The organism is Vibrio sp. B1Z05, from assembly GCF_052955985.1.
The window spans coordinates 1,594,666-1,612,371 of sequence record NZ_CP130463.1 but is presented as its reverse complement, the minus strand read 5'-3'; the positions used below and the strand labels follow the sequence as shown (position 1 = coordinate 1,612,371).

Here is a 17,706-nt window from a genome sequence, read left to right as displayed (position 1 = left end):
TATGGCTAGAATGAAATTTCTCTGCGATACCAAGCGTTGTATCGAATGTAATGGCTGTGTCACAGCATGTAAAAACGAAAATGACGATGCGTTAGAGTGGGGCATTCAGCGCCGTCGCGTTGTGACCCTTAATGACGGTGAGCCGGGCGAAAGTTCTGTTTCTGTTGCGTGTATGCACTGTACAGATGCGCCTTGTAAAGCGGTGTGTCCGGCGGATTGTTTTGAATACACCGCAGAAGGCATATTGCTGCACAATAAAGATCTCTGTATTGGTTGTGGCTACTGCTTATTTGCTTGTCCGTTTGGCGCACCACAATTTCCGCACACTACAGCCTTCGGTGAAAGAGGCAAGATGGACAAATGTACTTTCTGTGCAGGCGGCCTTGAAACCGAAGCGGGTTCTGATGAAGAACGAGCAAAATATGGTAGTAATCGTATTGCCGAAGGTAAGCTTCCTATGTGTGCCGAGCTATGTTCAACCAAAGCACTACTAGCGGGTGATGCAGAAATTGTTTCTGATATCTTCCGTCAACGTGTTGTTGAGCGCGGAGCGAAAGGTGCCGGCTGGAGCGACGGTGAAGATATTGCGTTTGATGCGACTAAGAGCTAGTTAAAGGAGCAATCAAATGCAGTTAGCGAAACAATCGACATTGTTGTTGTTAGCGATGTTGGCAAGTGTCTTAATGGCATTTAGCTCGCCAACGTATGCTGAACAAAAACAAAACGACACTGCGCAAAAAGAGATGGTGCAATTAGCTGGCGCGGATTATTGGCGCGAAGTTAAAGGAGGCGTTGAGGGTACAACCACCTCAGCTTCTCCTGAGCATGGTATTTTGATCAGTGTACCCGGTCAAACGTGGTTCATTTTAAAAGAAAAGTGGATGTCTCCAGCCGCCGCTGTAGCTATCTTTGGTAGCATCATGATGGTGGTATTGGCGTATTTCTTAGTCGGACCATTGATGCTTAGTAAGCCCCGTACGGGAAGAAAGCTTAACCGCTGGAGTCGTATGGATAGAGCGCTCCACTGGACGATGGCATTTACTTTTTTGACCCTCGCATTTAGTGGGTTGATGCTGGTTTATGGTAAACACTTTTTAAAGCCTTATATCCCATCAGATATTTGGGGACTAGTGATTTATACCGCTAAGCAGTATCACAACTATATAGGACCAATTTTCTATATTTTGCTTATCTTTATTTTTGTGAAATGGTGGCGTAAATCGCTATTTACTAAAACGGATGTGCAATGGTTTATGAAAATGGGCGGTATGGTCGGCAAGCATAAAGGCTCGCATCCATCGGCTGGGTTTTCAAATGGTGGTGAGAAGGTCATTTACTGGCTATTGATTGTGGTTGGTGCGGTGCTTGCAACCAGCGGCGTGATATTGGATTTCCCAATTTTTGACCAAACTCGTCGTGATATGGAAGTGGCGAACTTAGTCCATATGATTTCAGCATTGGTTCTTATCTGTGGTTTTGTGTTCCATATCTATATTGGTTTAGTCGGTATGGAAGGCGCACTTGAAGGTATGGTGACGGGTAAGGTTGATGAAACGTGGGCAAAAGAACATCACGATCAGTGGTATGCAGAAGTTAAAGACCAATTAGAAGATGCTCCCGTTAAAGGAAAAAGTAGAAAGGATGGGGTAAGTAATGAATAAACATCATAAGGGTATTTGGTACGCTTACATTGGTAGTTTTTTAACCCCATTTACGTTACTGCTGTCTGGTGTGATTGCCATTATCTATGCAGGGTATCGTTTAGATAAAGACGAAGATAGCGAAGTCGTGAACTCGCATTATTACGGTTTAATACGCAGCTTCTTTTTGTTTTTGACCTTTTTTGTGGTGCTTATCGTAACCATAGCCACCTCCAATGGAGTATTGATTGGGGTGAATGATTATTGGTTTAGAAACAGCGCACTGGAAGAAGTGGCGCATGTCATTCCCATTGCGGGTGGCTTTATATCGGCTGTCGCTATTTTGATTTGGTTTGTGCGCATGTTTAAAGGAATGCGTTTGTTAAAGCAAGATAAACCGGTCACTCAAGCCAAGTCGTTACATCAGTTTTAACGCCATGTTCTGAGTACAAAAACGCCAAGCATTTTGCTTGGCGTTTTTTCGTTTAATGAGTTAATGACTGGCTAGAATCAGTGCTTATACCAATCGTACTAAATAACTGGTCATTCTAGCTTGTTAAAATGCTCGATAACGGCGTTAGAATTTTTGATTGTAGAATAACTACTTATCGAAAAATTCTGTCTTGTTCTCGAGCATTTTTCCTGCGCTAGTTCTGATCACTTACTTAGTGTGATTGGTATTACTTTTAAACTGCTTGATGCTTTTCTTTGCTTGAGTACGGCGGTTTGCTTTTTTATCTCTAGGTGCTCGTTTGCTTTGACCTGAAGAGGGCTTATCCGTAACAGGGAAGCCTTCAAGCGGTTGCAGTGCAAGCTCTCGCTGCGTAAGTTGACGAATCGCGCTTAAATACTCAGTTTCACCATGACACACCAATGAAATTGCAATGCCTTGCTCACCAGCTCGTGCAGTACGCCCAATGCGATGTACATAAGCTTCAGCATGTGACGGCAGTTCAACATTAATAACCACAGGTAAGTGCTCGATATGAATGCCACGCGCCAGTAAGTCGGTCGCAATAAGAACGTTTACTTGTTTTTGTTTAAACTGCTCTAGAGTTGCTTCACGCTCTTGCTGAGATTTATTGCCATGCAAAGCCGCAGCGACAATGCCGGCTTTATTGAGCTTTTTGCAAAGCGCATCGGCGTTATCTTTAGCGCCAATAAACACCAACACTTGCGGCCAATTGTTTTTCTTTAATTCAGAAATAAGCGCGTTGGCTTTACTGCCTTTATTGACCAAATACAAGGTTTCTTCAATGCCTTCTACCAAACTATTGGTCACTGTGGTTTGAATGCGTTTTGGTTCGTTCAATAATGGCGCCGCTTGTGTTTGCAATTCGCTAGAGAACGTCGCTGAGAACATAGCGGTTTGATGTTTTGACGGTAGCAACTCAATGATTTTTTGAATATCAGGCCAAAACCCCATATCCAATAATCGGTCAGCTTCATCTAATACTAAACTGTGTAAACGGCTCACATCGATGGCTTTATCAAGCAACAAATCAAGCAGGCGACCTGGGGTCGCTACCAAAATCTCCGGAGATAGCAATAACTGCTGCTTCTGAATATCTTTGTCTATGCCACCACAAAGAGAGATAGCGCTGACGTCTGTAGCATTAGCATACGGCAATAAAGATTCACTGACCTGCTGGGCAAGTTCGCGTGTTGGCACTAATACAATGGCCTGGGTCGTACAAGGGCTCAAACGCACTTGCTCAAGTAAGGCGATACCGTACGCTAACGTTTTACCACTGCCTGTTTGCGCTATCGCTAATACATCTTGTTTTTCCAATAGAGAGGGGATAGCAAGTTGTTGAACTTCGGTTAACGTCTTAAAGTTAGCGGCTAAAAGAGTGCTAATTTCAGAACAAAGTGGCAAGTTGGAGTACGGCATAGTCATTATCTTATCGGTCTGTATCAATTAATCGTTTTCGGTATCTGTTGGGCGAAGTTGCAGTTGCACACCCGTTAAAAAGTTGCGTAGGATTTGGTCTTTGCACTCGCGGTAATGCTTGTTTTCAGGCTTACGGAAAAACGCGCTTAGCTCGTGCTTGCTCACATTCAAGTCCGCCACTTTTAGTGTGTCTAAAATATCTTCTGCCTTCATGTTTAACGCAATACGCAGTTTCATGAAAACCATATTATTGGTTAAGCGAGACTCAGGCTTAGGTTGCTCACCTTCACGTTTACCACGTTTGATATTGATAAATCCGTTTAGGAAAATAGCCAATTCTTTGTCGATGATCTTACAAAACTGTTCGTCTTCCTCTCTCTTTAGCCAGTTACTCACTTGAGATCGTGTAACCTCAAGATCAGCGGCAGCAAACACATTAATCATGTCAGCGTCTTTAAGGTCAAAGGTATAGCGAATACGGCGTAAAATATCGTTATTAGTCAAAATAATTCCTAATGGAGTGGGTTACTAAGTGTGAGTGAGCGTGCACCTTAACACAGACCCTAGGGGGAATATAAATATTAGTTGGATATTCTGGGTTGATACAGGTCGTTATACGTTGGTCTGCTTTAAGCAAGCTATGCATTTTTATTAGGTATTGAACAAAAGAAATGCGAGTTACGGATAAAATCGCGTGCTTCTAAAATATCAAATTTAATCACGCATTTGTAACACTGACATCACAATCAGCCGAACATTACTTTGACTTGTTTAAGACTACTAGTAATGCTTATGCATCTAGTTTGGTGGTTTTGTGTCAAATCCACCCAACCATCTAGATTAATAATCAAGGAGATAGATGTGATAAATCGTAGCTTAATATTGGTTATGGCATGCTTATTATCGTTATCGGTAAATGCAGCAAACTATTCAATTGGCACCGGCGGTCAAAGTGGTATTTATTACCCATTTGGCGGTGCTTTGGCGAAAGTGTGGTCAGAAAACGTACCGGAAGTAAATGCTAAAGCAGAAGTAACAGCCGCTTCTGTTGAAAACACCATTAAAGTGGTTCGTGGCGATATGATTGCCGGTATTGCGATGGGTAACGTTGTACTTGATGCCTACAATGGTCAAGGTAAGTTCCCTGCGAAAATGCCAGTGAACACACTGTTCGCATTATACCCAAACCTTGTGCACACTTTGACCTTAGAAAAATCGGGTATCAATTCTTTAGCGGATTTGAAAGGCAAACGTATCTCTCTAGGTGCGCCTGGCAGTGGTACAGCGGTAACCTCTGCTGCGTTACTAGAGTCCATTGGAATTGATGTTAAAAAAGACATCAAAGCGGTGTATTTAAACTATTCAGAGACAACGAACGCGCTTGCCAATGGTCAAATTGATGCTGGATTCATTGTCGGTGGGCAAGGTGTTGGCGCAGTTACGCAGGTTGCGTTGACGCATAAGATCAAGATCCTTTCGATTTCTGCTGATGAAAGTAAAGCTTTCATTGAGGCAAATCCGGCTTATAGCGCTTACAGTATCCCTGCAGACGTTTATAACAATGTAGGTGAAGTATCGACATTAAGCGTTTGGAATGTATTAGTGGTGAATGCCAATATGAGTGACGATATGGCGTATAACTTAACTAAATCTGCTTATGAACACATTGGAGATATTAGAAAAGTGGTGAAAATGGCGGAAATGACCACGCCTGAAAACGCTGCTCGCCTACAAGGTGTACCTTTGCATCCAGGTGCTAAAAAATACTTAGATTCTATTTCTAAATAGAACTACTTAACTAGAAGGCAAGCATAGTTTCATGCTTGCTTTTTTTGTGCTTCACATTTTTCGTTCATATTTCAGGTGTTGTTATGAATGTAACTGATAATAAAAAGACGCAAGATCTTACTGCCAATTTACCTTACGAAAGAGTGACAACATTTTTTGGCTATTCCATTTTGTTGTTTGCGGTATCACTTTCGATCTTTCAAATTTGGCAAGGAATAAGCTCAACGATTTCCGCTACCTATTTTAGACCGATACACCTATGTTGGGTGTTAGTGCTGATATTCTTACATTTTCCGCTTATTTCAAATCGCCGTAATAAGTTTTATCTAGTAGGGCGAACCATAGATGTCATCCTCTGCTTGCTGGTCGTGTTTGCGGGATATCGGATGTCTGTGTTTGATTACAACGACATCAACTATTTATTTTATGGGTTGCAAGCCGCAGATATGTTTGCCGGCGGCGTGTTAATTGCACTGCTCATGGAAGGGTGTCGCCGAACCGTGGGTTGGGTGATGGTCTTTATTGCCCTAGCATTTTTAAGTTACAGCATGTTTGGCGATCTGTTGCCAAGTGCTGTTTCAATAAAGGCTTATACCTTACAAGAGCTGATTCAATTTCAGATATTTTCAGCCAATGGCGTGTTTGGCTCAGCATTAGGCATTGCCGCAACCACAGTCTTTATTTTTGTATTATTTGGCGCTTTTCTTGAAGTCACAGGGGCGGGCAAGTTCTTTATCGATCTGGCATTTGCCATTGCGGGCAAATATCGAGGAGGCCCAGCAAAGGCGGCAGTGCTTGCATCGGCAGGCTTAGGTTCTATTTCGGGCTCCGCTATTGCTAATACGGTAACCACAGGCTCTATTACTATTCCCATGATGAAGAAGTTGGGATACAAGCCAGAGCAAGCTGCGGGGATCGAAGCGGCGGCTTCAACGGGTGGGCAAATTATGCCTCCGATTATGGGCGCTGGCGCATTTGTTATGGCCCAGTTTACGGGTGTGCCGTATAGCGACATTATGTTCGCCTCGATTGCACCTGCAATACTGTATTTCTTCTGTACATTGCTGTACGTGCACTTAATGGCCTGTAAGTTAAATTTACAAGCCGTAAGTAAGACCGAAGCGGTTATTGCTGTAATGAAGCATGGGGCGCATCATTTGATTCCTCTGGTGTTGATTACTGCTTTGTTAATGATGGCTTATTCTCCGCTATTGGTCGGGGTGGCAGGTTGTGCTGCCATTCTAGTGGTGGCAAGTACGCGAAAGCATAGCCGGATTGGTTTTAAAAAGTTCTTTGAAGGCATGAAAAACGGTGCGCTTTTAGCCTTACCTATTTCCGCGGCTTGTGGCGCGGCAGGCATTATTGTCGGAGTTGTAGGGCAAACTGGAATCGGACTGCAATTTACCCAATTTGTAATGGATTTCTCGGGCGGTTATATGATTATCGCCTTGGGATTAATCAGTATCGTAGCTTTGATTCTGGGAATGGGCTTGCCTGTTACCGCCGCGTATATTGTTCTTGCGGTGATGGCAGTTCCTATGCTGACAGATTTCGGATTACCCATTTTAACTGCGCACTTGATCGTATTTTGGTTATCACAAACATCCAATGTCACGCCGCCTATTGCCTTAGCTGCATTTGCAGGGGCCGGGGTAGCGAATGCCAATCCAATGAAGTCGTCAGTTGAGGCATTTAAACTGGCAGGCGGTCTGTTTGTTATCCCTATTATGATGGCCTATACAAATTTGGTTAACCCTGGTGAGGGTGTAGTTGCCTTATTTATATCCGTAGCGCAGACATTAGCGATAATTGTCGCTATTGCAATCACCATCGAAGGTTACTTGTTTAACTCGTTAAGTAAACTCGAACGTTTAGCATCGGCAGTTGCTATCCCATTGCTTTTATTGAATTTTTATAATACAGGCATTATTGGGGGCTTAATTATTGTGGCAATAGCAGCTTTACAATGGCGTTCTCATAACAAAAAATAAATCCTAGGGTAAAACCCCATTTAATTTTGAACCTCGATCATTTGGTCGGGGTTTTTTATTGTCTGTTTAATTAATGGTTGACTAAATCAACTAACATCACTATAGTTGTCATTATCAACTTAATTAAAGGAAGTCATCTATGATTCGCAAAGCAAGAAAAGATCATCACTACAGCGTAACTATTGAAGAAACTACCGCAGAAGGTGAAGTGCAAAAATTGCAATTTGAATTCGAAGATCGTGAAGATATGTTTAATGTGGTGGCGATGATGAATAAGGGTACAGACTTAACTCTAGAGGAGGCGACAAGAGTGGGTGTGGCGCTGAGATTGCTTGGGCCTGTAATGATGGTGAATCGAAAACATACGTTGTTTTCTGAGTTCATGCCGCACTTTAAGACGTTTATGCAGAGTTTGAAAAAGGGTTTAAAGGCGCAGCAATAAGCGCAAAGTGATTAATGCTATTAATCAAACTGAAAGTGATGAGCAATGAGAGTTTTATTGGTTGGGAAAGAAACAAAGGCCGCATAAGCTGCGACCTTTATTCATTTAAGTTCTACTGTGAAGTATCGCTATTAATACAGTAAATTCATGCTATTTAGAATCACTAAACCAATAGTGGTGGTAATAACCGACAAGATAGTGGTTAGAGCAATAATATTGGCTGCCAGAGTTGAATTTCCGCCCATTGAGCGAGCCATAATATAGCTGGCGGCGGCGGTTGGCGCTGCGGTCATAAAGAAGATGATGCCTAGTGCTTCGGCGCGAAATCCTAGCGCGTAAGCCAGCAAACAGCTGAATATCGGTGCAACAACCAGTTTAACTACCGTTGCAAGCCAAGTGGCGAAGGTTTCTGCTCGTAGTGATTTAAGATCCAATGAGCCGCCCGTACAAAGCAGGGCAAGAGGTAAGGTCATGCTAGCAAAGTAGTGACCGGCGTCTGAGGCAATCTTTGGTATCGGCAAACCAATAGCAGAGTAGAGCAGTCCTGCAATAATTGAGATGATCAAAGGGTTGCTAGTAATGCTTTTGCTCATGGCTTTTATTGCGCTACTGCCTGACTGTTCACCTTTCGGTGTTAACGATATAACCGCCAATACGTTATAAAGTAGAGTCGTTGCCGCCACGTATATTGCTGCGGTAGCAACGCCATCGCTACCGTAAATATTAGCGACGTAGGCAAGGGCAATAATACCTGTATTCGAGCGAAATGCCCCTTGTATGGTAACGCCGTTGTCTTTGTTTCCTTTCAATATCACGCCAACTAACGCAGTACAAAAAGCGAAAAACAGCAAGCTACTGCCCACAGTAAAGCCCACTAACGAGGCGCTGGTGGCAAAGTCATGATCAGCTTCCACAAGGCTAAGAAACAGCATGGTCGGTAAGGTGACTTTAAAGACGAGGTTGGATGCGCTCTGTATAAATACGTCATTAATTACGGATGTCTTTTTTAGGACAACGCCCATAACCAAGATTAAACAGATAGGCCCAGTTACCGAGATGGAAAAAGCGAGCTGATCTAAAAGTCCCATAAATGCCTGCAAAATGTTAAGTGTGACGGGAAAAAGCGCATAGTTGTACTTTTGTACTACAAATGAGCAAGGTACATATAATGCCATGATTATCACATGCTTGTAAAAGTCATTCAGACATTTGAGGGCTAACTCGACACAATTGTGAATTGGAAATCTGTGACCTAAGGTTACTTTTACCATTTTATGACGTAAGATGTGCGCCTAATTTTCTCGGGGATACATTGTGAAAAGAGAACAGTTCGAGCTATTGGCACCTGGCGGTGATCTAGATTCAATTAAAGCGGCAATCGCAGCCGGCGCAGACGCAATTTATTGTGGTTTAGACAGATTTAACGCTCGTAATAGAGCCACAAACCTGACTTTAGATAACCTAAATGGTGTAATTGAACTGGCGCATCAGCATCAATGTAAAATCTTTGTCACGCTTAACGTATTGATATTAGAGAGCGAATTGCCTGCTATTGTGCGTTTGCTCAGTCAGCTGAATACCACAAAAGTGGATGGCGTTATCGTACAAGATTTAGGCTTAGCCTACCTGCTTAAACATCACTTCCCTGAGTTAGATGTGCATGCTTCTACGCAGTTGAACACGCACAACGAAGGCCAAATACTGTTTCTGAATCAATTAGGCACCAGTCGCGTGAATTTGTCGCGTGAGCTTAATATTCAAGAAATCAAACATCTTGCGCAATTTGGTTTGCAGCACGATGTATTGATGGAAGTGTTTGTGCACGGCTCTTACTGCATTGGTTTTTCTGGCCTGTGTTACATCAGTTCTGCAAGAAACGGCGCATCTGGCAACCGAGGTCGATGCAGTCAGCCTTGTCGCGATCAGTATCAAACGACAGAAATGGGCAGCCATTACCCGTTAAACTTAAAAGACAACTCTGCCTTTGGCGATCTCGAAGCACTGGTTGACGCTGGTGTGTATTCATTGAAAGTAGAAGGGCGCATTAAAAAATCTCACTATGTGTTTACTGTGGTGGATAATTGGCGCAAGCAGATAGACAGATTTTGCGATGGTGAGCCGTTATTAACCGATAAAACTGAACTGTATACCGTATTTAACCGCGATTTCTCGAACGGCTTTTTGCAGGGTAACTTTGGCAAAAACATGTTCATTGATAACCCAAGAGATAATGCGGTTACGCATTTCTCTAAAGTGTATCAATGCACCTCAGAAGAGCAGGTCAACAGCGTTAAAACCAAGCTTTACGACGATAAAACGCAAATCATTGAGCATGTGGCTAAGGCAATCGCTGACTTTGATGTGACCGCCGAAACTGGACATGGTTCAACGTTAAAAAGTGGTATTGATACCTCGAAGATTTTAACTTTATCTCATCATCAACCAGAAAATTCAGTAGCAAATCTTTCAGTGCTGATTTCATCGCCAGAAGATGTGAGTCTACTGTCTCATTCCAATGTGGATGTGTATTACCAAATGCCAATGGGCGTAAAGGCAGAGCTGGCGAAACTTATCACACTCTTTACTGAGCACCCACAGCTTAAACCTTGTTTCCCTGCTATTTTGATTGGTGAGGATTTCGCTGCATCAATAGAGTTTTTAGCCGCTGTGCGCCCTGAAATGTTAATCACCAACAATGCAGGTGTGGCGTATCAAGCGCAGCAGATGAATTTAGCATGGGTGGCAGGCCCGCACATGAATACCTCAAACTCATTTGCGATGCATTGTCAGCAACAAGAATTTGGCGCAAGTGGTGCTTTCATCTCTAACGAGTTGAGCAAAGTGCAAATCCGTCAGTTAAAGCGTCCACAAAACTTCAGAACTTTCTACAGTATTTATCACCCAAATACTTTACTAACCAGTCGCCAGTGTTTGTTCCAACAAACCGAAGGCTGTAAGAAAATCAAAGTGAATAAAGGCTGTTTAAAACGCTGTGAAAAACGCACATCTATTATCAACCTCAAAGATAATCCGTATGTCATTCAAAAGCATAAAGGCAGTCACAACAGCATCTATAGTGAACACAATGTACTGAACTTAGAAATACTTGCTGATTTCCCTAACTTGCTGACCGATGTGATGATTGATCTGCGAGACATTCAAACTGAAACGCAAGTGGCAGTGTCAAAAGGGCAGTTAATCGAACTCTTCTTAGAGGCACTCAAGCAAGGAGAAGAGGGTGCGGTGGGTAGTGTCCATAGCGCATTAACACCAACGGTTAATCAGCAGTACCATAAGGGTATTTAGATAGGTTTTCATTTTCTTATTTAGAATGTGGATAGAAAAAGGAATCGTGATGTAAGTCATTGCGCTTTAACCTTGCAAACGCACTAAAACGCCTTAATGCATAGTCACTCTAGAGTCATTGAGGCATTTTTTATTTGTTTTATGCGTATTTTTGGCACACGTTCACGAATCAGCCTTAAAGGCTTGTATGGTGCATTTTAACGACTTTGCGACATGTTTATATATTTTCCATAAAGTACCGCCAATCTAACTTTGCAACACCATGCCTGTCTGTGTTTAAAAACAAAGACTTTATGCCGTTTGATTCACTTGAAGGCAGTTGTGCTACTTTTTGAGGAGGCTTACCTAGAGGCAAAGACATAGCTACATTATCTGCTTTTACCAAAGCTATTTTATGATAAGTAATAGGTTTAGCTAGCACACCATCTGCTATTTCTACATAAGCCGCTGTTACATCAATAAGGTATTTAGCAAAAATTTTTGAAAATTGAAACTGCTTATGAATCCGAGCTTCCAAATCGACACTAGTATCACTCGACTTCATCTCAATTAGCATAATACGAAGAGAATCTTTAGCTTCATGGAAAACAATATAATCACACTGTCTTGTGATATCAGGGCAAGTATCATTTAAATAGAAAGTAAACCGACGTAAACAATCTTCGATTGAGCTATCCCCCTCAATTATCACTGCATTTTTTAGTAATCCACCACCCTCACGCAAGAAATTACTAACTGAGAAAACAACTTTCTTTAAAAGTGCATCTTCTTCTGACTCATAGAACTCAACCTTATTATCTTGATGTTTTACTACGAGTTTGCTTTCGATCGTTTTCTTGAGGTGATTAATCACGATTTGCCTCATAGAGGCTAGACATTAACTCTTGAGTCACATCATTACTTTTCATGATCTCTTCATTAAATAATGTCAAATCTATTCCATACATACCGACTGACATCTCATATGCTTTCCTTTCATTCATTGAAAGTACAAAAGTTGAAACTTTGTCAGAAGAAATAATAGAGTCACTTCGTATGCCAGCTTTTCTCATTATTTCTTGCTTAACATGAGGCTCCAACTTTTTATTTGAAAGCATAATTAAATTATTTACTTCTCGAATAAAGTGATCACTGTGTGTTGTTACTATGACCTTGATGCCTTGATTCGCTATAGAGCATAAGACTTGAGCGACTTCTTTTTGGCTATCTAAATGTAGGTTAAGCTCAGGTTCATCGATAATTAGATAACCATATTGCCCATATTGATACATAAAATAGTCAAGTAACATTAATGACTTGGATGCACCAGAGCTTGATTTCAGTGGTACCTTCAAGTTTTTTCCTTTCGGTTGGAAGTAAACTTCTTGATCTTCAATCTCGTAATGCCCACCTACAATATCTTTAATTTGAGATTGGAAACCAGGTTTAATTTTTTGAGTCCAATCATTATATGATATTTTTCGATTTTTAAGGTGCCTGTATGTTGAAATGTTAATTTCAATAGGAAGGCTATAGCGTTCTTGACTTTGTACCTCGTCAACTTTGTATTTATTCAACTCCATTAAATCGGAATTAAATAGCGCAATACCTGTTCTCTCAGAGGTAATAGGAAACTGTCGAAGATTAAACAACTGTTCTGTAACAAATAGTCTTAATAGAAAGTCAAACTCCATAATAACTGATGGGGTATCAATTTTTGTTGGAGTTTCTTTTATTAGTTCTAATTCAATAGAGTTAGAACCTTTAGATTTGCTTAATCTATATATTATATCACTATGTAGACCTAGTCTAACGTTCTTTCCAGTTAAGTTATTTAAAAAGCATTCATTTAATTCTGCTTCAACTTTTGTTTTATCTGATGGTTTAAATGAAACATCTAAGTCTTTAAAAAAATCATTATTAGATGATGCTTCCAATAGAGCTTGATTCAATGTCTCAATAGTGACATTAATATCCTTTAATTCAAAAGCAATATTTTTCTTGCCAATAGACAAAGAGTCAGCAAGAGTTGAGACTAACTTATTTAATGATTCAGAAGGGGTTATTATCTTTCTAATTTCCTTTCTAAAATGCTCCATTAGTATAAAATAAGTATAGCTAAGATACGTTTTACCAACACCATTCCTACCAGATATGATTGTTAGATCGTTAAACGTAATATCTGCGTTTTTAATGGGGCCGACTTCTCTTAGTTTTAGTTTTGAAATCATCAAAGTTATACTCTCTCCAATACCTAATCATCCAATTATAAGCAAAATTGAAACGTAACTCATTAATTTTGATGAACATTCTAGCAAGTTTTTTCTATGCAATGAAATCAATCACTTACGAGGAGAACCATAGCAGGTTATTAATTAGCAGCTGGATAACCTCCTGCTTTCTTGTAAGTCTCGTGTCAAAATATCACTTGTAAGTGTTTGTTGTAAAAGTTTTTTTTGATAAAAGTATGGGTTAAACATAACAACTTAACAGATACAAAAGATGCATAAGTGTTTACGAGGTCTGCATAGCACTTTTATATATTACAAACTATTGATAAGAATGTGTGAATGTCTAAAAGTTAGTATTTTCGATGCGCCAATCAAGCGATTTATGCATCTTTTTCATAGTAATTATCTTAACTTGAACTGTAACTGCATATAAATACAGTGCATTGGTAAGGTAACGGTTGTGGGGTAATTAACATTTTGGAGGCTATACGGACATAGATCAGGGTACGCGATTACAGCTATCAAACAGAAAAATCCTACTTCTATTGGAACCGTTATTTCATTTGACATTGCAATATTTGTCATAGCGCTGATATAACCCACACTTTGATTGAATAATTTCTCAGCTTTTTAGTATTGACGGGGTCAGGTCTTTCTTTTTGCATAATATTTTACCCCTAGCAAGGAAAGGGGCATTATAAGTTCACCAATACTCCCTGATTACAAACAAAAAGCACAAACTTAAAACCTAAGTCGCATACTAAAGGGGCTTAATGAGCCCCTTTAGTATTACCACCAAAGCACAATGCCTTGATCGTGATTCCATTTTTGCTATCAGCAGAATGGTTTACATAAACCACTTCCACCATACAAACAGAGCCAAGAAACCAAACAGATAGATAAGCCCAACAATGGACAGTGCTTTTAGTTTTGGTCCTACCGCAAGCTCGGCGGGTAGCGGGGTGCGCGTAACCAAAATAAAGTTCAGCAGGGCGAAAAATGGCGTTGTAATAAATGCCAATACCATTGCAAAGTTCAGCATTGGTAGCAGTGCTTTGGCCAAAAATACTACGATAAATAGAGCCGATAGTGACACCACTAGCATCCAAATTTGATTGGTCATTGGATGAATGGTTTGGTCTTTACGCAGTAATCGTTGAGATTCAGTAATAACGCGTGAATAGCCATCAATCACGGTGATGGTACTACCAAAGATGCAGAAGAAGGCAATGACTGCCACTAAGTAGCGTGACCATTCGCCAATGGTAGACGCGTATAGGCCAATTAGCTGATGAGAAAAACCAACCCCAGAGGCTTGCAGTTCAACACCTGATCCATGTAGCAATAGCGCGCCCAAAGAGACAAATACTAAGGCTAAGATTGCTGTTCCAATATAACCCACGTTAAAGTCAAACAGTGCCGATTTTGGCGTCACCTCTTGATCTCTGCACTGACTTTTTAGCCACATTGACGTTAGGCTCGATATTTCGATAGGGGCGGGCATCCAACCCATAGTCACGACAATAAAACCAATTGCGGCAAGCGTCCAAGGTGAGGGTGATACAAAATCAGGTTCTGGCGTTACAGGGTTACCAAACGCTATCGCCACTGCAATTAATGTGGTGATGGTTAATACCACCATGATGATTTTTGATAAAGCGTCTAATGCTTTGTAGTGCCCGACAAATAAAATGCTTAAACAAGTGACTAACACTATGATCGACAATGTGGTCATCGACAGGTCAAATGGAATGAAATAGGCCAATAAACTGGCGCTAAACATTAGCAGAGCGGCGGTGTTGACCACAGAAGAGATCACACTCAATAGGGCAAATAAAATAAGGTAAGGTTTGCCCAAATTAAAATAGCCTTCAACTAAGCTAGTCTTTGTGCCAACGGTATATTGAACGCCTGCTTTAAAAAATGGGTATTTTAAAAGGTTAACAAGCAAGATCAAAATAGCCAGTTGCCAGCCGTAAATCGCACCGGCTTTGGTGGATGCAACTAAGTGAGAACCGCCGACAGCAGCGGCGGCGGCCATGATACCGGGACCCAACGAGCGGGCTAGCGTTCCTAATCGAGAAGGAGAACTAGACGGAAGAGTAGTGTTTTCCATTTGCTTATTTACCTAGTGAATATTTTTAAATATCACTTATAAATATCACACATTAAACAAGTGTCAATAAATACATACACTCCGTTTAGAAAATTATACATCACAACTCAAATAGAATGTTTTATAAGCTGTTTTATAGGTTTATCAGTTACCTCATTGCATCCTTAACTGCTGGCGTTATTTGTCTTTGCGGATTTTTTATATAAAGTCAGTGCGATTCCGCCAAGGATTAGCATCATACTCATCAGTCCGCTCAATGTGAGTGTTTCATTAAGAAAAACGACCCCCATTAGCAAAGCAATTGCCGGTACCGTTAATTGAGATAACGAGGCATTCAGTAAGCTCATTTTCGGCACTACGGCGTACCAGAGTACATAGCCGACGCCAGAGGTGAGTGCACCAGATATCACTCCATACAGTAGACCTTGTGGGATTAGATTATCGGGTGAAAGTAGCCAAGGAATCAGGCTAAGAGAGATGATTGATGCAATAATGAACCCTTTGGTAGTCGCAGGGAGCGCTGCATTTGCACGTTGACCTAATAAGGTGAATCCAGCCCAACTTACCCCTGACAACAACATGCTCAATACCGGCCAAAAACTAAAGCCTACTGCAGAAGGGTTAACTAACCATACGAACCCAGAAAAAGAGAGCAAAATTCCAAGCCATTCTATTGAGCTAAAGCGATGTCCGCGAAATAAATGTGCGCCTAATAACGAAAACTGCACCGCGCCAAATAAAATTAAAGCTCCGGTACCTGTAGTGAGAGAGGTATACGCTACAGAAAACAGCAAAGCGTAAAGAAATAAGCACACCCCAGACCATATTCCCAAGGACCACTGTTGATAAAACCCTTTAACGCCTTGAGTGCAGAGTAATATTACACTCAAGGTCACAGCGCCAGACATGATGCGAACTAAGGTAAAGACTTGCGCTGACGCTGCGCCGTCAATAAGAGCCAGTCGAGACAGCAATGAGTTGGCGGCAAAGGCAATCATCGCAAGGCCTGTTAACAATAAAATGCGCATCAATAAGCACCAACGTAATCAAGTGAAAATGCACCAAATGAGAAAGTGGTAATCAATTTGTCGATAACGTTTTTTGCGTTGTGAGTGTCTTTTGAAGTGCTAATCATTATTTCCTTATACCGCGAGTAACCGCTGCTTTAGCTTAAGAGTGATCAAGGTAACATAGGGCTGATGAGGCATAAAATACAATTCATTATCAGTCCTAACTTGTGGTTATAAATAAAAGTTCATATTAAAAGTGACATATCTTCGTCATATGCCAGTCACGCAGTGTTCCTAAGATATCCATAACTAGCGCTGAGGCATTTAGCCTTATACGTATTTTCAATGATCAATTGTTATGGATAGAAAATGAATTGTTTGAATAAGTCTTTAATCGCTTTGACCGCACTTGTCAGCATGCACTCGGTATTTGCACAGGATATTTCACAAGTAAAGCAGGGTGATGTGTATCAAGCTGTACTTTCCGAGTTAAAGCCAACTCAGCCATCAATTGGTTATGATCAGGTGTATTACAAGCTTGGGCGTTACCAACACGACGTTAAAAAGCAGTTCGATGAAATCTGTGAGGCAAATGGTCAAAAAGGGCTGGTTTCTTTTGATACTAATTCTAAGCCTTCAGACCCAAGCACATTTGAATGTGAAAAGAACGTTGGTGATGTGCGTAAAGACATGAAAACCATCGTAGTTGCGCCAAACAACGCTATCTACCTAACGGATGGACATCATACTTTCAATACCTTCACTCATATGTCTGGCGGCGGTAGTGATTTTAAAGTGCACGTTATCGTAGAAAAAGATTATCGCCACCTAAAATCTATGGATGAGTTTTGGGCAGAGCTAGAAAACGACAAAAACGCATGGCTGTTTGATCTTAACAACAAGCCAGTTGCACACACAGACTTGCCACAGCAACTCGGCATGAGCAACTTTGCTAACGACCCATACCGCGCTCTAATGTACTACTCACGTGACGTGAGCTGGAACAAGCCTAAGCAACCGGTTCCTTTCCTAGAGTTCTACTGGGCAAAAGAGCTAAAGCCAGTATTTGACATCAACCGCTTTGATCTCACTACTGAAACAGGCTACATGGAAGCGGTAAAACAAGCCGCTGACGTGATTCTAGCGCTAGATACCACCAACCTAGGTGGTTCAGGTCTAAGCGCTAAAGAAATGGGACAATTTGATCGCTTTGATAATAAAGAATTCAAAAAAATGACCCGCAAGACTAGCAAGCTGAACTACATGTTAGGTTATAAAGCGTCGTTGTAATGTGATTGCTTGGCTACTT

15 protein-coding genes are annotated in these 17,706 nt (G+C 41.2%); 8 read left to right on the top strand and 7 right to left on the bottom strand.

From position 1 onward, the window contains the following. Position 1: 1 nt before the first annotated feature. From fdh3B to QV280_RS07345, 3 genes are read left to right on the top strand one after another with little or no spacing between them, the layout of a single operon-like run. Positions 2-610: a formate dehydrogenase FDH3 subunit beta gene (fdh3B, locus tag QV280_RS07355; protein WP_023403688.1), complete on the top strand. Its 609-nt coding sequence runs from the start codon at positions 2-4 to the stop codon at positions 608-610. A gap of 55 nt (positions 611-665) precedes the next feature. Continuing rightward, the gene (locus QV280_RS07350) at positions 666-1,661 is read left to right on the top strand and encodes a formate dehydrogenase subunit gamma (protein ID WP_447026276.1); all 996 of its coding nucleotides are present in this window, start codon (positions 666-668) and stop codon (positions 1,659-1,661) included. Next, the gene (locus QV280_RS07345; RefSeq protein ID WP_023403690.1) at positions 1,654-2,073 is read left to right on the top strand and encodes a hypothetical protein; all 420 of its coding nucleotides are present in this window, start codon (positions 1,654-1,656) and stop codon (positions 2,071-2,073) included. Before QV280_RS07350 ends, QV280_RS07345 begins: the two co-directional genes overlap by 8 nt. A gap of 228 nt (positions 2,074-2,301) precedes the next feature. Here QV280_RS07345 and QV280_RS07340 read toward each other — a convergent pair whose 3' ends face one another. Both QV280_RS07340 and QV280_RS07335 read right to left on the bottom strand, forming a co-directional pair. Continuing rightward, positions 2,302-3,534, bottom strand: coding sequence for a DEAD/DEAH box helicase (locus QV280_RS07340; protein WP_152819803.1), 1,233 nt, complete (start codon positions 3,532-3,534; stop codon positions 2,302-2,304). 27 nt (positions 3,535-3,561) lie between these two features. After that, entirely contained in the window at positions 3,562-4,038 is a 477-nt protein-coding gene (locus tag QV280_RS07335) for a YehS family protein (protein ID WP_152819804.1), read from the bottom strand. A gap of 384 nt (positions 4,039-4,422) precedes the next feature. Here QV280_RS07335 and QV280_RS07330 point away from each other — a divergent pair, with 384 nt between their 5' ends. The 3 genes from QV280_RS07330 to QV280_RS07320 all read left to right on the top strand — a co-directional run bounded on the left by QV280_RS07330 (position 4,423) and on the right by QV280_RS07320 (position 7,755). Then, entirely contained in the window at positions 4,423-5,322 is a 900-nt protein-coding gene (locus tag QV280_RS07330) for a TAXI family TRAP transporter solute-binding subunit (protein ID WP_152819958.1), read from the top strand. An 83-nt stretch (positions 5,323-5,405) separates the two neighbouring features. Then, positions 5,406-7,313 (top strand): TRAP transporter permease, encoded by a 1,908-nt coding sequence (locus QV280_RS07325; RefSeq protein WP_152819805.1) that lies wholly within the window; start codon positions 5,406-5,408, stop codon positions 7,311-7,313. Positions 7,314-7,452: 139 nt separating this feature from the next. Then, complete coding sequence (locus QV280_RS07320; protein ID WP_023403237.1) at positions 7,453-7,755, top strand: DUF3861 domain-containing protein; 303 nt, start codon at positions 7,453-7,455, stop codon at positions 7,753-7,755. 131 nt (positions 7,756-7,886) lie between these two features. Here QV280_RS07320 and QV280_RS07315 read toward each other — a convergent pair whose 3' ends face one another. After that, entirely contained in the window at positions 7,887-8,843 is a 957-nt protein-coding gene (locus QV280_RS07315; RefSeq protein ID WP_039970185.1) for an AEC family transporter, read from the bottom strand. A 226-nt stretch (positions 8,844-9,069) separates the two neighbouring features. Between QV280_RS07315 and QV280_RS07310 the strand changes: the two genes are divergently transcribed. After that, positions 9,070-11,061: a peptidase U32 family protein gene (locus QV280_RS07310; RefSeq protein WP_367869528.1), complete on the top strand. Its 1,992-nt coding sequence runs from the start codon at positions 9,070-9,072 to the stop codon at positions 11,059-11,061. Positions 11,062-11,278: 217 nt separating this feature from the next. Here the strand turns inward: QV280_RS07310 and QV280_RS07305 are convergent, their stop codons facing one another. From QV280_RS07305 to QV280_RS07290, 4 genes are all read right to left on the bottom strand, one after another. Next, positions 11,279-11,914, bottom strand: coding sequence for a hypothetical protein (locus QV280_RS07305; RefSeq protein WP_152819806.1), 636 nt, complete (start codon positions 11,912-11,914; stop codon positions 11,279-11,281). Continuing rightward, positions 11,907-13,271: an AAA family ATPase gene (locus QV280_RS07300; protein ID WP_152819807.1), complete on the bottom strand. Its 1,365-nt coding sequence runs from the start codon at positions 13,269-13,271 to the stop codon at positions 11,907-11,909. Before QV280_RS07300 ends, QV280_RS07305 begins: the two co-directional genes overlap by 8 nt. Before the next feature lie 847 nt (positions 13,272-14,118). Beyond that, on the bottom strand, positions 14,119-15,387 hold the full coding sequence (locus QV280_RS07295; protein WP_023403233.1) for an NRAMP family divalent metal transporter: 1,269 nt from the start codon (positions 15,385-15,387) through the stop codon (positions 14,119-14,121). Positions 15,388-15,551: 164 nt separating this feature from the next. After that, a complete protein-coding gene (locus QV280_RS07290; protein ID WP_039970172.1) occupies positions 15,552-16,415 on the bottom strand; it encodes a DMT family transporter in 864 nt (287 codons plus the stop codon). A 351-nt stretch (positions 16,416-16,766) separates the two neighbouring features. On the opposite strand from QV280_RS07290, the gene QV280_RS07285 reads away from it, so the two are divergent. Next, positions 16,767-17,687 carry a ParB/Srx family N-terminal domain-containing protein gene (locus tag QV280_RS07285; protein ID WP_039970170.1) on the top strand — a complete coding sequence of 307 codons (921 nt, stop codon included), beginning with the start codon at positions 16,767-16,769 and terminating at the stop codon, positions 17,685-17,687. The last annotated feature ends 19 nt before the right edge of the window (positions 17,688-17,706 follow it).